This window comes from Mesoflavibacter sp., from assembly GCF_964226795.1.
GTDB lineage: Bacteria > Bacteroidota > Bacteroidia > Flavobacteriales > Flavobacteriaceae > Mesoflavibacter > Mesoflavibacter zeaxanthinifaciens.
Window position 1 is genome coordinate 17,488 of sequence record NZ_CAXQQP010000009.1, and the last position, 17,997, is coordinate 35,484.

15 protein-coding genes are annotated in these 17,997 nt (G+C 32.6%); 7 read left to right on the forward strand and 8 right to left on the reverse strand.

What is annotated here, in order from left to right; genetic code table 11:
- Positions 1 to 75: 75 nt before the first annotated feature.
- Positions 76 to 1,983 (reverse strand): ABC-F family ATP-binding cassette domain-containing protein, encoded by a 1,908-nt coding sequence (locus ACEQT4_RS08565; RefSeq protein ID WP_027880544.1) that lies wholly within the window; start codon positions 1,981 to 1,983, stop codon positions 76 to 78.
- A gap of 87 nt (positions 1,984 to 2,070) precedes the next feature.
- Between ACEQT4_RS08565 and ACEQT4_RS08570 the strand changes: the two genes are divergently transcribed.
- Entirely contained in the window at positions 2,071 to 2,457 is a 387-nt protein-coding gene (locus ACEQT4_RS08570) for a DUF983 domain-containing protein (protein WP_027880543.1), read from the forward strand.
- Positions 2,458 to 2,601: 144 nt separating this feature from the next.
- On the opposite strand, the gene ACEQT4_RS08575 is transcribed toward ACEQT4_RS08570, so the two are convergent.
- From ACEQT4_RS08575 to topA, 7 genes are all read right to left on the reverse strand, one after another.
- Positions 2,602 to 3,651 (reverse strand): NAD(P)/FAD-dependent oxidoreductase, encoded by a 1,050-nt coding sequence (locus ACEQT4_RS08575; protein WP_370227007.1) that lies wholly within the window; start codon positions 3,649 to 3,651, stop codon positions 2,602 to 2,604.
- A gap of 76 nt (positions 3,652 to 3,727) precedes the next feature.
- Positions 3,728 to 4,627: a gliding motility protein GldN gene (gene gldN, locus ACEQT4_RS08580; protein WP_027880541.1), complete on the reverse strand. Its 900-nt coding sequence runs from the start codon at positions 4,625 to 4,627 to the stop codon at positions 3,728 to 3,730.
- Between the two features lie 32 nt (positions 4,628 to 4,659).
- A complete protein-coding gene (gene gldM, locus ACEQT4_RS08585; RefSeq protein ID WP_027880540.1) occupies positions 4,660 to 6,222 on the reverse strand; it encodes a gliding motility protein GldM in 1,563 nt (520 codons plus the stop codon).
- Between the two features lie 49 nt (positions 6,223 to 6,271).
- Complete coding sequence (gene gldL, locus ACEQT4_RS08590; protein ID WP_027880539.1) at positions 6,272 to 6,907, reverse strand: gliding motility protein GldL; 636 nt, start codon at positions 6,905 to 6,907, stop codon at positions 6,272 to 6,274.
- A gap of 68 nt (positions 6,908 to 6,975) precedes the next feature.
- On the reverse strand, positions 6,976 to 8,343 hold the full coding sequence (gene gldK, locus ACEQT4_RS08595; RefSeq protein ID WP_106676546.1) for a gliding motility lipoprotein GldK: 1,368 nt from the start codon (positions 8,341 to 8,343) through the stop codon (positions 6,976 to 6,978).
- Between the two features lie 162 nt (positions 8,344 to 8,505).
- Positions 8,506 to 9,672, reverse strand: coding sequence for a formimidoylglutamase (locus tag ACEQT4_RS08600; RefSeq protein WP_370227009.1), 1,167 nt, complete (start codon positions 9,670 to 9,672; stop codon positions 8,506 to 8,508).
- A gap of 6 nt (positions 9,673 to 9,678) precedes the next feature.
- A complete protein-coding gene (gene topA / locus ACEQT4_RS08605) occupies positions 9,679 to 12,183 on the reverse strand; it encodes a type I DNA topoisomerase (protein WP_370227010.1) in 2,505 nt (834 codons plus the stop codon).
- A 155-nt stretch (positions 12,184 to 12,338) separates the two neighbouring features.
- Between topA and miaB the strand changes: the two genes are divergently transcribed.
- From miaB to secG, 6 genes are read left to right on the forward strand one after another with little or no spacing between them, the layout of a single operon-like run.
- Positions 12,339 to 13,784 (forward strand): tRNA (N6-isopentenyl adenosine(37)-C2)-methylthiotransferase MiaB, encoded by a 1,446-nt coding sequence (gene miaB / locus ACEQT4_RS08610; RefSeq protein ID WP_370227012.1) that lies wholly within the window; start codon positions 12,339 to 12,341, stop codon positions 13,782 to 13,784.
- Positions 13,785 to 13,796: 12 nt separating this feature from the next.
- On the forward strand, positions 13,797 to 14,762 hold the full coding sequence (locus ACEQT4_RS08615; RefSeq protein ID WP_370227013.1) for a hypothetical protein: 966 nt from the start codon (positions 13,797 to 13,799) through the stop codon (positions 14,760 to 14,762).
- 25 nt (positions 14,763 to 14,787) lie between these two features.
- Positions 14,788 to 16,047 (forward strand): sigma-54 interaction domain-containing protein, encoded by a 1,260-nt coding sequence (locus tag ACEQT4_RS08620; RefSeq protein WP_370227014.1) that lies wholly within the window; start codon positions 14,788 to 14,790, stop codon positions 16,045 to 16,047.
- 29 nt (positions 16,048 to 16,076) lie between these two features.
- Entirely contained in the window at positions 16,077 to 16,577 is a 501-nt protein-coding gene (locus ACEQT4_RS08625; RefSeq protein ID WP_370227016.1) for an LptE family protein, read from the forward strand.
- Between the two features lie 10 nt (positions 16,578 to 16,587).
- Entirely contained in the window at positions 16,588 to 17,508 is a 921-nt protein-coding gene (locus ACEQT4_RS08630) for a hypothetical protein (protein ID WP_370227018.1), read from the forward strand.
- A gap of 12 nt (positions 17,509 to 17,520) precedes the next feature.
- Positions 17,521 to 17,877 carry a preprotein translocase subunit SecG gene (gene secG / locus ACEQT4_RS08635; protein WP_027880530.1) on the forward strand — a complete coding sequence of 119 codons (357 nt, stop codon included), beginning with the start codon at positions 17,521 to 17,523 and terminating at the stop codon, positions 17,875 to 17,877.
- The last annotated feature ends 120 nt before the right edge of the window (positions 17,878 to 17,997 follow it).

Sequence of the window (17,997 nt, forward strand, 5' to 3'; positions counted from 1 at the left end):
AAAGTTATAAATCTTAAAACTACAAAACTAGCTTTTAGATAGATGTAACTTTCTTAAAACTTTCTTAAAAAGAAACTAGCTAAGTGATTCTAATTCAATGGTAATAGCTTCCCAAGTTTCCATAAGTTCTGATAATTGATCTTTTTTTGCTTGGTAGTTATCAAAGAAGTTTGGCTGCGCAATAACTTCATCATAATTGGTTGCTAACTCTACATCAATTTCTTTAATTTCTTTTTCTAATTGATTGATTTTAGCTTCTGTATTACTCAGCTTATTATTTAAAGATTTTAGTTTCTTTTGGTCTTCGTAAGATTGCTTATTACTTGCTTTTGGCGATTCTTTTTCTACGGTACGTTTTTCGACTTCACGTAAATTTTCAACATTACGTTGTTCTAAATAAAAATCAATATCACCTAAATATTCTTTGATGTGTTGATCTTTAAATTCGAAAACTGTATTGGTCAATCCTTGCAGAAAATCTCTATCATGAGACACCAATATCAAAGTACCTTCAAAACGTTGTAAGGCATCTTTTAGTACGTTTTTAGATTTGATGTCTAAGTGATTTGTGGGCTCATCCATCACCAATACGTTAAAAGGCTGAAGCATTAGTTTTGCTAAAGCTAGACGGTTACGTTCTCCTCCAGAAAGTACGCGCACATATTTATCTACTTCTTCGCCTCTAAATAAAAACGACCCTAAAATATCACGTACTTTACTACGGTTAGATTCGTTTGCGGCATCTATCATGGTATCTAAAACAGTTTTACTTCCGTCAAGATACTCTGCTTGATTTTGGGCAAAGTAGCCTATTTGTACGTTATGACCTAGTTTTAGGTTTCCATCGTGTTCAAGATCACCAACAATTATTTTAGCTAACGTAGATTTACCTTGTCCGTTTTGTCCAACAAAAGCTGTTTTAGCATCTCTTTCGATTAACAAGTCTACTTTACTTAAAACTTGCTTTTTCCCGTAGCTTTTAGATACGCTGTTAGCCTCTACTACAACTTTACCTGGCGTTACTGATACAGGGAAATTTAAGGTCATGACACTATTATCATCTTCATCAACCTCAATAATATCCATGCGATCTAGCTTTTTGATTAAAGACTGCGCCATAGTTGCTTTACTAGCTTTAGCACGGAATTTTTCAATTAGCTTTTCGGTTTGCTCTATTTGCTTTTGCTGATTTTTTTGAGCGGCTAATTGTTGTGTTTTAATCTCATCTCGCAAGACTAAATATTTACTGTATGGTTTTGGGTAATCGTAAATTCTACCTAAAGAAATTTCGATAGTACGATTGGTCACATTATCTAAAAACATTTTATCGTGAGACACTATAACTACTGCACCAGAATAGTTGTTTAAAAACCCTTCTAACCAAATAATAGACTCGATATCTAAGTGATTTGTTGGCTCATCCAATAACAAAATATCATTGTTTTGTAGTAGAAGTTTCGCAAGTTCAATACGCATACGCCAACCACCAGAAAATGTATCGGTGAGTTTATTAAAATCTTCACGTTTAAATCCTAATCCTTGTAATATTTTTTCGGTATCACCTTGATAGTTGTAACCTCCAATAATTTCGTATTGGTGTTGAACTTCATTTAGCTCTACCATTAAATCATGATAGCTTTCACTTTCATAATCGGTACGTTCAGCTAATTGTGTATTTATGGTTTCCATCTTAGCTTCTAACGATTTTATTTCTTCAAAAGCTTGATAAGATTCTTCTAATACTGTTCTACCAAAAACAAAGTCTATATCTTGTTTTAAAAATCCAATTTTTATATCCTTATCTGTTGCTATTTGACCAGAGTCAGGCTCCATTTCTTTGGATAAAATTTTAAGCATTGTAGATTTTCCTGCTCCGTTTTTACCTATAAGTCCTACCCTATCGCCACCATTAAGTTTGAAGGTTATGTCTTCAAAAAGATATTCACCTTGAAAAGAAATAGATAAATTATGAATATTGAGCATAGATTTGTGACTTTTGTTACTTATAATTTTACCAAGAAACTTTAAATTTGTGTTTCTTAAAATCAATTGCAAAAGTACACAATTATTATGTTTAAAAAAGGCTCTAAAATATACTCTATTATAACTGGCGCATGCCCAAAATGTCAAGAAGAATCAATGTATGAAGATCCTAATCCGTACAATGTTTCAAAACTATTTAGCATGCACGAGCGTTGTAGCAATTGCAATACAAAATATAAAATAGAACCATCGTTCTTTTACGGTGCAATGTATGTTAGCTATGCAGTTGGTATTGCTTTTGGTGTTGCTGCTTTTGTTATTAGCTACCTTTTTATTGGGTCGTCTTTAAAGACTGCTTTTATAGCTATTGTTGGCGCTTTAATTGTGTTTTATCCTGTAATAGTAAGACTTTCTAGAAATATTTGGATTAATATTTTTATGAGCTACGATAAAAAATTAGCCAAAAAAAATTAATTTTTGGGCGTTACCTTTATCCTAAAAGTGTTTAGAATATAGGTCGCGTTATCCACTATATCTTTTTTTTATGGATCACCTAGCGTAGTCGCAATTGATCCATAAAAAAAAGGATGCCGTTACTACCGCTAACGCAACTATCTACTATGTATCGGCAAATCTGCTAATATTAATCTCATCATCTAAAGGTATTTCATTTTCAATGTGATTAAAAAGCTGTTTTGCAATGTAAGGTCCAATCATAACACCTCTTGTTCCTAAACCATTAAGCACAAACATATTTTTATATTCTGAATGAGCGCCAACTAATGGTCTTCTATCTTTAACCGTTGGTCTTATTCCTGCCACTTGATTTACAACTTCAAAATCGCATTTTAAAAAGGTTTTAAGCTTATTTAAAAGCTCTTCTTTTGCTTTTTGGGTAATATTATTAGTTTTATCAGTCCACTCATAAGTAGCACCTACAGTGTATTGATCTTCTTCTTTTAAAGGAATTAAAAATGCACTAGATTTTAATACGTAATCCAACTTTAATTTTGGGGCTTTTATAATTAGAAGTTCGCCTTTTGTTCCATTAAGCGGTAGATAATTAAAAAATGGATTTTGTTTTAATCCAAAACCTTCGGCAAAGACAATATGTTTTGCTTTTATAGTTTTATAAAGTATACCTGTTGATTTTACTTCTAACTGATTATGGTTAAAAGTTTCAGGGTAATAACTATTTAAACTTTTTAACCAGATTTTATAGTTATCAATTAACGTATTGGTATCTATTTTTCCGGTTTGTAAAACTTCGCCTAATTTAAAATCAGCATCAATTGCATCATTTTCATTAGTAATTAAATTAGTGTTTAAAAATGGTTTTAATCCTTCTTTATCTGAAGCTTCAAACCAATTGTTTTGTTCTTCTAATGAAGTAAAACGTCTTCTTACAGGTATTTTATAATCTAATTTTACATCAAGTCTATCTTCAATATTTTGATAGATTGGGATAGCCAAATCTAATTGCTCTTTACTTTTCCAAACTTTTGAGAATCGTTTTAAAACTACCGGATTATACAATCCGCCAGCAACTAATGATGATTGCTGACTTTGATCATCAAATACAATAAATGACTTTTGATTTGAATATAGTTGCTCGCAAAAAGCTATTCCTGCCAAACCGCAACCAACAATTATATAATCTACTTCCATAATGCAAAGGTAATAAAGGGTATAAAAAAACGCTCACTAAAATAGTGAGCGTTTTTAAATATTATTTAGTTACTTATTAGTAAGACCACATGTCTAGCTCAAAGTTTCTAATTTTTTCTTTAATTCTTTCAGATTCTAAAAGTTGCATTAAAGCATTTTCTGCAATGTATTCTTTTACTTCTCTATCTCCATAAACGTTTTCTTCTTTGTAGATAATACCATTAAAACGTCTTGAATTTAAGATATGATCAAAAGTAAAAGGCATAGCACTGTTTTTTGTGTTGAATGCTTTTGCTTCGTGTAAAACATCTCTTGCATCTGGATAGAAAATCCAAAATAATGGAATTGGCTCGTTGTTAGCAGGATCGTCAGAGTCGATAAAGTTAACATCTGGAGCAGCTGGTGCAATTGCAAGAATACGATATTTTAATTCGCCTTGACGCTTGTCAAAGTACCATAATCCTTTGATTAAGTAAGCAGATACATTGTAAGCTGAAATTGTTCTTTTAATAATGTATTCTGGATCTACGTAACCATCTGCATTTAACTGATCGTAACCAATATCCATTGTATCAATAGATGTTCTGATTTGAGCAATCTCTTTTTTAGTCTTCTTTGAAGTAAAATAAGAGTCTGTGTAAACGTCTTCAATTTTATTTTCGTCTACAGCTTTCATTAATGCATCAAATAAAGAACGTCTATCACTACCAATATTATTTGTATCTACTGGATAGTATAATGGAAAGTTTACACGCTCATCTAAAACCACTTTTTCCCAAGTCATTTTAGCAAACATAATATCTCTATCATCAACATAACCGTATTCTAAAGGTTTGTCGTTATCTAAAGCTTTTTGTTCTTCTGTTCTAAACCCAATTTGATCTGGATCTTTTGCATTAAGAATGTTAGCTTGTGCATTTACTTGAGCAGTAAAAACTACTCCGAATACGATTGCTAATAAAGATTTATAATTCATCTGAAAAATTTTAAAATGTTAATCAATTATGATTAGTTTGCTAACTCAATTACGATAGCTGTTGCCGGCTTAATTTTTACGCTTGAATTAGCTTTTGACGAAATGTCAAATATTTGGATTGCTTCACCACGCTTAGCTTTTCTTAACGCTGCTTTAGCTTGTCCGTTTAATTTATTACCAGATACTCTTACTGTAGCTTCACCTGGAACTTTAAATTTGAAACCAGTTACTGTTAACGGTAAATCAAAATCAAAGTCTTCTAATTCTGCTTTAATAGTACCTATTTCTACGTTGTTTCTTGGTAAAGAACCAGAAGACATACCTGCGATCTTACCAGTTGGCTTAGGAATATCTTTAATTCTAAATGTTTTACTATCTCTAGCTGAAGAACCATCGTCTAAGGTAGCTGTAACATTAATAGTTACTTCTTTACCTCCACCTGGACTCATAACATATTTACCAACACCTGAAGTTTTAGATAATCCATTACCTGAGGCTTTTACTTTGTTATCTGGCACACCAGCAAATGAAATTGTCATTGGGTTTGGTACACCACGGTAAACAACATTCATTTTGTCTGCAGATATAGTAGCAGAGTTAGGTCTTGGCACAACAACATAGTTACCTTTGATGTCAATTTCTAATGGCTTACCATCTTCTAAGAAAGTAAATTTACCATCAATTTCGTGCTCACCAACATTACCTACGTTAAAGTCTAATCTAGCAGCTCCTGTAGAGTCAATTGCATTAGATAAATCTATTTCTTGACCAGAAACTGTCATTTTTGTTGGTACAACATTAGCATACTTTCCTAAAACTACACGTCCTTGGAATTTTTCACCTGCGAAAAACGCTGATTTATCTGCTAATACAATTGCTTGATAATTTTTTAATGATGTAGCATCACTAACTAAGTTTCCTAAAAACCCATTATAAATGTTAGTTTCTGTAGCTTTTACATCATTTTGCATAGCTGTTAACTTAGTGTAAGATGCGATAGCTGGAAAACCTTGGAAGTGATAGTTTAACCAATCAACTTTTTTTCCATCTTTATTTTCAACTTTGTTTGTACTAAAACGCTCTTCAAAGCTAGTAATAACAGGTTGCCACTTTCCTTCGTTAGGGATAACAGCTTTAATATCTGATTTATACTTTTCTATTCTGTCAACAATCTCTTGACCTCTTTTGGTTAGTCTGTCTCCAGTAAACCAATGCTCGTCAAGTTTGTCACCTTTGTCCATTTCTTCGTAAGGTAACTCTCCTGCTTCCATTTCGTAACCTCCTAATTTTACAATGTCTTTAGCTTTTACATCATCTAAAAACTTATAAAATTCGTCAGAGATTATACTTATTTGTTTTGCTTTTTCATTTGCTGCAGCAAATTCTTCAGGTTTTTCATCAGCTTGTGTTTCTAACTGCTTTAAAATACCATCATTTGAATTTGCAGCTAACTCGTTAGCTCTATCAAATTTTTGATCCATTAACCCAAATGCAGATAGTACTTCTTTTGACATTGTCATTGCAATCATTGCAATAAATACTAAATACATCAAGTTAATCATTTTCTGCCTTGCAGATAATTTTCCTCCTGCCATTTCTAATTAGTTTTTTTTAATTAATAAATAAATTTGAACTAATTACTAATTAGTTTTTTGACATTGCAGATAACATTCCACCATATACTCCATTTAATGAAGATAAGTTAGATGCTAAAGATTGCATTTGCTCTTTTAATTTTGCAGCGTTTTCTACAGTTTCTTCGTTAATTGATGCTTGGCGAGTTGCAGCTTCCATTTGTACTTTATAAAGACTATTTAAAGACTCCATTTGTGCAGCAGCTAAAGTCATTTCTTCACCATACTTTTTTGTTGCAGCAACTGAATCTACTGTAGGTGCAATTCCTTTTGCAGCACCTTCGAAATTTTTAATACTTTCTCCTAAGCTTGCCATTAACTCTCCGTCAATTTTAGCTTCTTTTAATAAGTTATCTAATTTTTTAGATAATAATCCTTCTGCTTCTTTTGGATCTTCTTTTACAGCTTTTTTACCTGTAGATTTTCCTCCTGCTAATTCTGGATATACTAGTGACCAATCTAATTCTGCTTGAGATTTTTCAAATGCAGAAATAGTAAATACTATTGCTTCTACAATCATACCAATTGTTAAGATTAAAGAACCGTAAGGCCAGTGTTGAATCTTGAATAAAGCTCCAATAATTACGATTGCAGCTCCTAGTCCATAGACCATATTCATTGTTGAAAGTTTTCCTTTTTGTGCCATAATTTCTAAGTTTTAGTTTTTTGTCTACTAGTGTAGGTTATTATAATTTAGTTAAGTTGTTTAGTTTATTATTTTCTTGCATTGGCTGTTACATCTGTACCCATGTAATCTTGAACAGTTCTAAAACCAATGTAACTTCTTGCAGAGTCTGCGTATTCGTAATCTCTAGAACTTACTTGTAAAAAGTAAGCTACATCTTTCCAAGATCCACCTCTAACTACTTTACGTTTATTGTTAGGATCGTTTACACTTGGGTTGATAGTTGATGCATACTCATAAGAACCTGGATCATAAGATGAATCTACCCATTCTGACACATTACCAGCCATATTATATAAGTTGAAGTCATTAGGCTCGTAGGCATCTGCTTCAACAGTATATAATGCTTGGTCAGCCGCATAGTCTCCTCTTAAAGGTTTGAAGTTTGCCATAAAACAACCTCTGTCGTTTTTAGCGTAAGGTCCTCCCCAAGGGTAAGTAGCTGCTTGCAAACCACCTCTTGCAGCATATTCCCACTGAGCTTCTGATGGTAATCTATATCTAGCTACAAAATGTTTACCTCTTCTTTTTCTTTCTGCATTATGGTATAGTGTTCTCCACTCACAAAATGCTTTAGCTTGTTGCCAAGAAACACCAACTACTGGGTAATCGCTATATGCGTCATGCCAAAAATAGTCGTTGTGCATTGGCTCGTTATAAGAGTATGCAAAATCTCTAATCCAAACAGTTGTATCAGGATAAATTTCTACCTCTTCTTTTACTATAACGTCTTTACGTCTTAATTTTTTATTTTTTGCAGCTTTTGCGATATCCATATAAGAATACTGGAATTTAAACTTAGTTACATCCCAAGTTCTTTGTCCGTTGTAAGATTCTTCTAAAGGAAGATACATAGTGTCCATTACTTCCACGTAATATTCATCAGGATATTCTGCTGTATCAAAAATTAAATCTACATCATGATTTAATTTTCTACCTTCATAACCAGTTTCGCCTAAACCACTGTAGTTATCGTACATGTATTGCTCATATGGAGTCATATTTTCTGGATCAGCGTCTTTGAAAGCAAATTCTCCTATTCCTCCACTACCAGGAGTTTCTCCTACCTCATCAGCTAAGATTGCTAATTTGGTACGAATTGTTGAGTCACGTACCCATTCTACGAATTGACGATACTCACTATTAGTGATTTCTGTCTCATCCATATAGTAAGATGCTACAGTAACTGTTTTAGCAGGTGCATCTTGGATACCAGCCAAATCATCGTCGGCTTTACCCATAATAAAGGCTCCACCAGGTATTAAGGTCATACCGTAAGGCTTTTCTGGATGCCATTTTTTTCCTTTAACACCAACTAGCTGTCCTTTGTCTTTAGACCCACAACTTGCCAATAGTGCGAAAACCGCTGTTAGTAATACAAACTTCTTCATATTCATAGAAAACTCGAGGTTAATTTTATACTCTTAAAATTTTAAGAGCGTAAACATATTTATATATTTTTTAAAAAACAACTTTTTAATGTAAAAATATCACGTTTTATCGTCAAAATTTAACATTTGAACGGTATAAATTTACACTTAATCTGATTTTTCACTCACTTAAACGCTATTCTTGTAATAAGCTTTGAACCAACGATCTGGTATTTTGTCATTACAGGCATCTAAATAATCTTGATGCGTGCATGGTAATAACGTATGCTTTTTTAATTTATTATTAACATTTGATAAAAATGGAATTTCTATCCACCATCGCCCAGTTTTAACGCTTTTATAAAAGATTAACTCATGAGAGTCAGCTAAGGTAATAAATTTTTGATGACTTTTATCATCTGCAAAGTTATCATCTTGGACTCTGCAATTTACACCTTCTATAAAATACCAAACCATCTGAGAGATAAGCATTGATGTTATTTCATCATCTGTAGATGGTTTGTATTCATAAATTCCAAAACTACTCACCTTATTGCTTATACCTGCATATCTTGATACTGCACAGATCTCTTTTCCATCTAATCCATTAGGAGACACTTTTTGCCTTAAACTTACTTCTGCTGCTTTTAACACTCCTAAATCTATAGATACAATATTAGCATCTCTCATTACAGGTTCTACCAAAGTAATATCATTTGATACTTCTCCTAATCTGTAAGACTCAAAATGAAGTCGCTCCATTAAGTCAATTTCTTCTTGACTATTAAAATAGGTTTGGTAACCTACAGTTGCGTAGTTAAATAAATTGTAAGGTTGATCTATAATAATTTTACCTACAAAGCTATTATTCTTTATTGGTTTGGAAGAGTCTCCTAAGTCAAAAGCACGATCTACATTTACCACGTTTACCATTGGCATTAAACTATCGTATGCACGATAATTAGCGTAGGTTAAATCTTGGCTTCCTCCTATTATTATAGGTATGATTCTTTTTGGAATTAATATTGAAAGTGTTTCTTTTAAAGCAAAGTAAGTATCTTCTATGCTTTCACCTTTTTGGATATCTCCTAAATCTGCTATGTTGGTTGACCAACTTCCTGGGAAGAGCGAGTATAACGATTTTCTAATTTCATTTAAATTAAAATCTTCTCCTATATAGTTTATATCATTTCTATTTTCTAATACTCCAAGTATTACAATATTAATATTATCTAAATCAGGAATCCCGTCTTGTTCAGTGTGAATTTTAATTTTTCTTCCTAGACTAAGTGGCGCTAGTAATTGGTTATGCGCTAAAACTGTATCTGGTACTGGTGAAAGAAAGTTAAAATTCATTATATATTATTTCTTTTTTGCTGTTGTTTTTTTCTTGGTCGTTTTCTTTTTTGATGCTTTTTTCTTAGGTGCATTCTTTTCTATTAGATCTTTTACCTCTTCTAAAGTTAGCGCAGCTGCATCTACTGTTTTTGCTAACTCTATTTTAGTTTTGCCCTTAATTATATTGTGTCTGCCCCAACGTGCTTTTTCTACACGTATACCTTCATCTTCCCAATTATGTACTACTTTATCTATTTCTTTTTGAATTTTCTCATCAATAAGCGTTTCAATATCTTCTGTAGTTAAATTGTCCCAATCGTATTTTTTATTTACGTTAATAAACATACCGTCCCATTTAATAAACGGTCCAAAACGTCCTTTACCTTTTGTTACGTCTTTACCTTTATAATTATAGATTGGAGCATCTGCTTTTTCTCTTTCTTTAATTAACTCTATTGCTTCATCTAACTCGACATTTAAAGGATCTTGTCCTGCTGGAAGAGAAATATATTTTTTACCAAACTTAACATAAGGTCCAAAACGACCATTGTTTACCTCTACTTCTTCCTCTTTATACTTCCCTAAAGATTTTGGAAGCTTGAACAGATCCATTGCTTCTTCAAAAGTTATTGTATTTAATTGTTGATCCGGTCCAAGACTTGCAAAAGTTGGTTTTTCTTCATCATCTACTGTACCCATTTGTACCATTGGTCCAAATTTACCTAAACGCACACTAACTTGCTTTCCTGTTTTAGGGTCTTCTCCTAAAATACGCTCTCCTGATTCTCTATCTGCATTTTCTTTAACATCTTCTACTACCGGATGAAACTTATCGTAAAAAGTTTTCATCATCTTTTTCCAATCTTCTTTTCCTTCTGCTATATCATCAAACTGGTCTTCTACTTTTGCTGTAAAGTTATAATCTAAAATACTCTCAAAGTGATTAACCAAAAAGTCGGTAACTATCATACCAATATCTGTTGGCACTAATTTTCCTTTATCAGATCCAACTTTTTCGGTTAGTTTTTTATCTTCAACTTTTCCTTCTGTTAAGGTTAATTGCGTGTATTCTCTTTCTACACCTTCAACCGTTCCCTTTTCTATATAATTTCTATTTTGAATAGTAGAAATTGTTGGCGCATATGTAGATGGTCTACCAATACCTAACTCTTCTAACTTTTTAACTAACGAAGCTTCTGTGTAACGGTAAGGCGGACGTGTATAACGTTGAGTTGCGGTAATATATTTATTTAATAAGGTTTCGTTTACCTTCATTGCTGGCAACATTCCGTCTTGCTCTGTATCTTCATCATCTGTCCCTTCTAAGTACACCTTAAGAAAACCATCAAATTTAATTACCTCTCCATTTGCTGTAAACGTTTGGTCATGTGTATCTGCCTCAATTTTAACGTTTGTACGTTCTAGCTGCGCTTCACTCATTTGTGATGCAATTGCACGCTTCCAAATCAATTCGTATAAACGTGCTTGATCACGATCAATATTAACGCTATGTCTTGAAAAATCTGTAGGTCGTATCGCTTCGTGAGCCTCTTGCGCACCTTTAGTTTTCCCTGTAAAATTTCTTTCTTTACTATATTCTTTACCGTAGGCATCTACAATTTCTTTCTCTGCTCCTTTTCTTGCTTCGTCAGATAAATTTACACTATCTGTTCTCATATAAGTAATTAAACCGGCTTCGTATAAACGTTGTGCCATAGTCATAGTTTTACTTACTGAGAAGTATAATTTACGTGATGCTTCCTGTTGTAGCGTAGATGTTGTAAATGGAGCTGCTGGAGATTTTTTCGCAGGTTTTTTTGTTAAATCTGCAACTTTAAAATTAGCAGTCGCATTTTTTTCTAAAAAGGCTAAAGCTTCTTCTTTTGTTGAAAAAGTTTTAGGCAATTTTGCTTTAAAAGACTGTCCTTCTTCGTTAGAAAACTCAGCATCAATTCTGTAAGATGCTTCTGGTTGAAATTCTTGAATTTCACGCTCACGCTCTACAATTAAACGCACAGAAACAGATTGCACACGACCAGCAGATAAACCTCCTTTTACTTTACGCCATAACACTGGAGAAAGCTCGTAACCCACAATTCTATCTAAAACACGTCTTGCTTGTTGCGCATCTACTAAATCGTAATCTATTTTACGCGGGTTTTCAACCGCTTTCATAATGGCAGTTTTAGTAATCTCATGAAACACAATACGTTTAGTTTTTTCTTTATCTAAACCTAATGTTTCAGCAAGATGCCACGCAATAGCTTCTCCTTCTCGGTCCTCATCACTTGCTAACCAAACCGTCTCGGCTTTTTTAGCTAAGTCTTTTAATTTTTTTACTACCGCTTTTTTATCGGAAGAGACTTGATATTTTGGCTCAAAATCGCCATCAACATCAACACCAAGTTCCTTTGAAGGTAAGTCTGCAATATGCCCAAAACTAGATTCTACTTTAAAATCTTTTCCTAAAAATTTCTCTATAGTTTTTGCTTTTGCAGGTGACTCTACTATTACTAAATTCTTCGCCATTCTTTGATTTTTGTGAGTGCAAAGGTAAATTAAAAAAAATTTATCTACCTAATTTTATAATTTTTACCATAATTTAACTAGCTGTCAGATTGTCATATTTTTAAATTAATCGTACCTTTGCATGCTTATTGAGTAGCAGTATTTCAATATTATATATGGAAAAAACAATAGACGAAAAAAAACAAGGTGAAACGTTAGTTATCCCTTCTAAAGCAGAAAACAACAAAAAGCTTTTTATAGAAAGCTATGGTTGCTCTATGAATTTTAGCGACAGTGAGATTGTAGCTTCAATACTTCAAAACGAAGGTTTTAATACAACACCGCATTTAGAGGAAGCCGATTTAGTGTTGGTTAACACATGCTCTATACGTGATAAAGCAGAACAAACTGTTAGAAAACGCCTTGAAAAATATAATGCAGTAAAAAAGATAAACCCAAAAATGAAGGTTGGTGTTTTAGGCTGCATGGCAGAACGTTTAAAAAGTAAATTTTTAGAAGAAGAAAAAATAGTAGACCTTGTTGTTGGTCCAGATGCTTATAAAGATTTACCTAATCTTATTAGTGAAGTAGAAGAAGGTCGTGATGCAATAAACGTAATACTATCAAAAGAAGAAACATACGGAGATATTTCACCAGTTCGTTTAAACAGCAATGGTGTAACAGCTTTTGTAAGTATTACACGTGGTTGCGATAATATGTGTACATTTTGTGTAGTTCCATTTACACGTGGTAGAGAACGTAGTCGTGATCCTCAAAGTATTATTGAAGAAGTAAATGACTTATGGGCAAAAGGCTATAAAGAAATCACTTTACTAGGTCAAAACGTAGACAGCTACCTTTGGTATGGCGGCGGACTAAAAAAAGATTTTGATAAAGCTAGTGATATACAAAAAGCAACAGCTACAGACTTTGCAAAGTTATTACAACTTTGTGCAGAAGCGCAACCAAAAATGCGAATTCGTTTTAGCACATCTAATCCGCAAGACATGCATATTGATGTCATTAAAACTATGGCTAAGTATGATAATATTTGTAATCATATACATTTACCAGTACAAAGCGGAAGTGATCGTATTTTAAAAGCAATGAATAGATTACACACTCGACAAGAATATTTCACTTTAATAGATAATATAAGAGAGATTATTCCTGGTTGCGCTATTAGCCAAGATATGATTGCTGGTTTCCCTACAGAAACAGAAGAAGATCATCAAGATACTTTAAGCTTGATGGAATACGTAAAATATAATTTTGGCTACATGTTTACTTATTCTGAAAGACCAGGCACATTGGCTGAACGTAAATTAGAAGATGATGTCCCTGAAGATGTAAAAAGTAGACGCCTTGCTGAAATTATTGAATTACAATTAAAACACAGCGAATACAGAACCAAGCAATTTTTAAACACTACTGTAGAAGTTTTAATAGAAAAAGAATCTAAAAAATCTAACCAACATTGGTCAGGTCGTACACCTCATAATATTGTATGTGTATTCCCTAAGGGTCAATTTAAAGTTGGAGACTTTGTAAACGTAAACGTAACAGATTGTACAAAAGCGACATTAATAGGTGAAGCTTTTGGGTTATCTAAAAACAACTAATAAAAACTAAATATGAAAAAACTACTTTTAATCCTTATATCTTTAAGCCTATTTACTGCTTGCGAAAATGAACCTTTAGATAATGGGTTTACAGATTTTGACAACAACCAAAACAACGGTAATAATAATGGTAACAACGGTAACAATAGCAATAGTGATGATTTAACACTATCTGTTTACGAGCTAGATATTGATTTATCCCTTTCATTTTTTGGATTCCCTATAAACACAATTACTAATAGTGATATTAATATTTCTAACGATATTATAATTTCTAGTTCTATAGAATTATCTGCAAATAACAGTCCATTTGTAACCGAAAACCAAACTATTACAAGAAACGCTAACGGACAAGTAATTAGTGATATTAGCGTAAATGAATCTGGTCAAAATACAAACGAATATTTTGTTACTTACAGCGGTAATAACATTTCTCAAATAGAATACAATTATTACGATTACGAAGACCCAAGCTACAACGAAAACCATGTTTATAATTACTCTTACAACGGTAACGTTATTACAAGAACAGAAGTTGGCTCTTCAATAACTGTAGAGTTTACATTAAACAATAATGACCAATTAATAAGAAAAGAAGCTTTTGAAAACGGAGCTTCAATACTAGCAGAAGATATAACTTATAACAGCGAAGGTAACATTATAAGTAGCGTAAGCTCTGGAGAAAGCAACAATAGTGCTACTTACGCTTATGATAATTTTGAAAATCCCTTAAAAGTAGTTTATGACGAAAGTTATCTACTAAACTTTTTAGCAGACGATTATTCTGATGAAATTGGAGGACTAATTGCTCAATTCCATTCTACAAAAAACTGGAATAGTGTTACTGTAGACGGAACAACATTTAATTTTGACTTACAATACAACTCAGCAAACAGAATTCAGTCTAGAGAAATTTCGTACAACTACGGACCTGAATTTTCAATTTCAATAAACGAAAATTTCAATTATTTAAATTAAACCAATCGCTTAAATTCCTTTTCATATGGAATCCATTCAATCAATAAAACAACGTTTCGGGATTATAGGTAATAGCGCAGGCTTAAACCGTGCTATAGAAAAAGCTATACAAGTAGCACCAACAGATATTTCTGTACTAGTCACCGGAGAAAGTGGTGTTGGTAAAGAAAGTATTCCTAAAATAATACATCAATTATCACATCGTAAACACGGTAAATATATTGCTGTAAACTGCGGTGCAATACCAGAAGGCACAATAGATAGTGAGCTTTTTGGACACGAAAAAGGAGCCTTTACCGGTGCAACACAAACACGTAGTGGTTATTTTGAAGTTGCAGATGGTGGTACCATTTTTTTAGATGAAGTTGGAGAATTACCGCTTACTACACAAGTGCGTCTATTGCGTGTTTTAGAAAATGGCGAGTTTATTAAAGTAGGTTCTAGTAAGGTACAAAAAACCAATGTACGTATCGTTGCTGCTACAAACGTTAATATGTTTGAAGCCATAAAAAAAGAAAAGTTTAGAGAAGACCTATATTATCGTTTAAGCACTGTAGACATTCACTTACCGCCTTTAAGAGATAGACAAGAAGACATTCATATTTTATTCAGGAAATTTGCTAGCGACTTTGCATTAAAATATAAAATGCCAACTGTTAAGCTAACAGATGATGCTGTAAATATGCTACTAAGATATCGCTGGAGCGGAAACATTAGACAACTACGCAACGTAGCAGAACAAATCTCGGTCTTGGAACAAAATCGTACTATTAATGCGCAAACGTTACAAACTTATTTACCATCTGGAGCTAGCAATCTACCAGCTGTAGTTAATGAGTCTAAATCTGAAAGTGATTTTAGTAGCGAAAGAGAAATATTATATAAAGTTCTTTTTGACATGAAAGCCGATTTAAATGACTTAAAGAAGCTTACCATGGAGTTAATGAAAAACGGTAACGCAAAAGAAGTACAAAAAGATAATGAAGGACTTATTCAGAAAATCTATGGTGAAAATGAAAGCGATGCCGAGTTTGAAGAACAAGTACATGATTTAGAAATTTTATCAATTCCTGAGTCATCAGAAAGCAAAATATCAAGTGCAGAAGACAAATATCATTTTGCTGAAGAAATTGAAGAGGAAGAAACACTATCTCTTCAAGACAAAGAATTAGAATTAATCAAAAAATCTTTAGAGCGTCACAACGGTAAACGTAAACTTGCTGCAGAAGAGCTAGGCATAAGCGAACGCACATTATATAGAAAGATTAAACAATACGATTTATAAAAAAAGCGTTACTTTCAAAAAAAATTAAGATGAAATTATACAAAAATATATTAGTTGCTATTTTACCACTACTCTTTTTTGGTTGTGGCATCTACTCGTTTACGGGTATCGAAACTAACGCAAAAACCTTTCAAGTTAATTACTTTCAGAATAATGCCAACCTTATAGAACCAGGTTTAGATAGAGATTTTACAATAGCGCTGCAAGATCAAATCCTAAATTTAAGTAGCCTTAGTTTAGTAAACTCTAACGGAGATTTAGTTTACGAAGGAGAAATCACACAGTATCGTATATCTCCAACAACAGCAACTGCAAACAGTACAGCTGCTCAAAACCGATTAACTATAGGTGTTAATGTTAGATTTTACAACAAATTGAACGAAGAAGAAAATTTTGAAAAAAGCTTTTCTTTCTTCTACGATTATACAGGTAGCGAATTATTAAGCGGATCAACAAAAGATACAGCGTTTGAAGAAATTTTTCAGCGATTAACACAAGATATCATCAACGCCTCATTAGCCAATTGGTAAAAACACAACTATGACCACTAAAGACTTTATACAAATCTTACAACAACCGCAAACCGTTAGCCAAGAGCAAACCAATGCATTAAGTGGCATTATAGAAGAGTTTCCGTATTTTCAATCAGCAAGAGCAGTATATTTAAAAGGATTAAAAAACAAAGAAAGCTTTAAGTACAACCAAGCTTTAAAACAAACAGCAGCGTACACAACAGACAGAAGCATCTTGTTTGATTTTATAACTTCAGAAAGTTTTAATCAAAACGAAATTTCAGACTACATCAAACAAAATACAGCTTACATTAACAATTTAGATGTAACTGCAGAAGACATTTCGGTTAATAAAAGCGTGACTTTTGATGACGATTTAGATACTCATATAAAAGCCACAAAAGAAATTATTAATCCAGAATTATTTCAACCTAAAATCGAAATTAAAGAAATAGCAAAGTTTAATAAAGACGAAGTTGAAACAGAAGACCAAAAAGAAAAAACACCAGAAAAGGTTTTAAATATAGGTAAACCTTTAGAATTTGATAAAACTGAAACACATAGTTTTAACGAATGGCTTAAACTAACCAGTTTTAATCCTATTGAAAGAAATGAAGACACTTTTATAGAAGAAGAAACTAATAATACTTTAGAATCTGAACCTGAACAAGAATCAGACAGAGACAAAAAATTTGAGTTAATAGATAAGTTTATAGCAAGCAACCCTAAATTAGAACCTGCTAAAACTAGTGGCAAAAAACAAAACCTTGCAAAAGATCGGATGATACAACCAGAAGCGTTAATGACCGAAACTTTGGCAAGAATTTATGTAGAACAAAAAAATTACAAGAAGGCAATTCAATCTTATAAAATTTTAAGTTTGAAATATCCAGAAAAAAGTGGTTTCTTTGCAGACCAAATTAAAGCAATAGAACAATTACAAGAATAAAATTATAATATAATGAATACATTTTTAATCTTCTTAATACTAATCATAGCAGTAGCTTTCTTTTTAGTAGTTGTAATTATGGTACAAAATCCAAAAGGTGGCGGATTATCTTCTTCTTTTGGTGGTGGCGGCACACAACAATTAGGTGGTGTTAAGAAAACAACAGACTTTTTAGACAAAAGTACTTGGACATTAGCAATTGCGTTATTAGTGTTAATATTAACATCTAGTTTAGCAATACCTAGACAAGGTGTTACTTCAGACTCTAAAATTTTAGAAAATGACAACATCGAGTTACCTGCTCCTGCAGAAACACCTGCAACAGACAACACATCTACTCCAGCAGATACAACTACAATAGGACAATAGTTATCACTATAAAAAATATTAAAATGCCAACTTTTACAGTTGGCATTTTTTGTTTCTGAAAGTTTGTCAGTCCTATGTCATTGGCACATTTTTGGCTAATTGATGATAGTAAAATTTAAT